2 protein-coding genes and 1 pseudogene are annotated in these 1,700 nt (G+C 41.7%); all 3 read right to left on the reverse strand.

The features are described 5' to 3' along the window. Window positions 1-675: recombinase family protein (locus L696_RS0100585; protein ID WP_025681910.1), on the reverse strand; the 675-nt coding region annotated here is incomplete at its 3' end. 90 nt (window positions 676-765) lie between these two features. Beyond that, window positions 766-891: an SHOCT domain-containing protein gene (locus L696_RS32435; protein ID WP_010348683.1), complete on the reverse strand. Its 126-nt coding sequence runs from the start codon at window positions 889-891 to the stop codon at window positions 766-768. A gap of 64 nt (window positions 892-955) precedes the next feature. Next, window positions 956-1,700, reverse strand: a pseudogene (locus L696_RS30795) (hypothetical protein); the annotation flags it as partial.

Raw genomic sequence — 1,700 nt, forward strand, 5'->3', positions numbered from 1 at the left:
TATCGCCTGATAACTTTTGCCATCCAAATACTCCTCATATATGCGTTGCACAATCTCGGCTTCCTTCTCATTAATGACCAATTCACCATGTTCATCCTTATCATAGCCAAGGAAGCGAGTCGTGTTGCAGAAGACTTTGCCGTTTTGGAAGCCACGCAATATTCCCCATCGGCTGTTTTCAGAAATATTCCGACTCTCGTCTTGGGCAAGGGAACTCAGGATGGTCAGCAATACCTCACCTGTGGTATCTAGCGTATTAATGTTCTCCCGTTCAAAGAATACGGCGACTCCGAGACTTTTCAGTTCCCGTACATATTTCAATAAATCCAGTGTATTCCTAGCAAATCTCGAAATCGACTTGACCAGTATCAGATCCAGTTTACCATTTCGTGCATCCTGTATCATCCGATTAAAATGTATTCTATTTTTAGTGGTGGTACCGGTGATGCCTTCATCTGCGTAAATATCAGCCATTTCCCATTCCAAGTTGTTTTGAATGTACTTTGTATAATGATTGACCTGATTGGTGTAGCTTTCCTTTTGCTCCTCGGAATCTGTACTGACTCGGCAATAGGCAGCGACTTTCTTCTTTAGAATCGGTTGAATTCCCTCTACGATGTCCATCGTTTTAATGGGAACGACGACGACTTTTTTTGCGGTTGCGGCTTGTGCCATAGGTGTTTCTCCCTTCCATATCTTCTTTATACGGTCACATGGTATAATGCTTGCGGCACATCATCAAGTCCATTTCTGCCCATGTGATAGCTACTTGAAAGATTTTTTATTAAGCTCATCAATCGCGATGAACTCTTCTTCTGTAATGACATGTTGTGATCTCAATTGCTTTAATAGGCTTAGACTCAGTAGGTAGTCGATAGATTTTCGTTGCATATGTATGTGCTCCTTTGAAATAAAAAATGGCTCACCTCTAAGGCAAGCCGATAGATAATAAAGATTAAAATAAATTCTTAAGGCTAATGGTCTTTTCTATGGCAATGTTAGGATCGCTTACTAATGTGGCTGTTAATATTAATGCTTTGTTAATCGCACCACTACTGCTTCCGGCTTTCACAGTCACGCTATTTCCTGTACTCGCTGTTATGCTCCCCATGATCGGAATTGAATCATCTTGATTCCTTAGGCTCCACTCTACAGACTGGTCGAACACTTCTGTCCCATGATCATAAATATGACTAACGTATGAGGCGCTTTGGCCTGTTTTGAGCATAGAATTGCCGGTAATGGCTATCGAATAGATATGTGTTCCCGTTTCAACGACTCTCAATTCAAGGGTACTCCGTACTGTGGGGTGATACGTTAGTTTTGCGGTGATGCTTGCTTGTCCTAAAGCGATGCCCATAATCTGTCCTTGCTGATCTACACTAACCACATTCGGATCGCTTGAAATGAAAGTTATGGCTGGATTAACCATCTCATTCCCGTTATCCGTAGCGGTCACATTCAACGGTATTATTTCGTTGAGCCGTACATAGGTTATCGTTCCGTGATTGATATGTAATGCGTAGGTATGAGCAATCTCGTACTTCCATCGGTCAGAAATGTTATGTTCCACGTCATCATAAGCTGTATTTATGCTATCCATTAGACAACTCAATTGGATGATGCCATTCATCGTGCGGTCAATTCCAACTATTTTAAATGACTGATGGGTGATGTAGAATCGTTGGTTCAATGCGATG

The sequence above is a fragment of the Paenibacillus maysiensis genome (assembly GCF_000520815.1).
Lineage (GTDB): Bacteria > Bacillota > Bacilli > Paenibacillales > Paenibacillaceae > Paenibacillus > Paenibacillus maysiensis.

Coding starts and splice junctions, on each gene's coding strand:
- L696_RS32435 (WP_010348683.1), bottom strand. CDS start 891: ATGCAACGAAAATCTATCGACTACCTACTGAGTCTAAGCCTATTAAAG.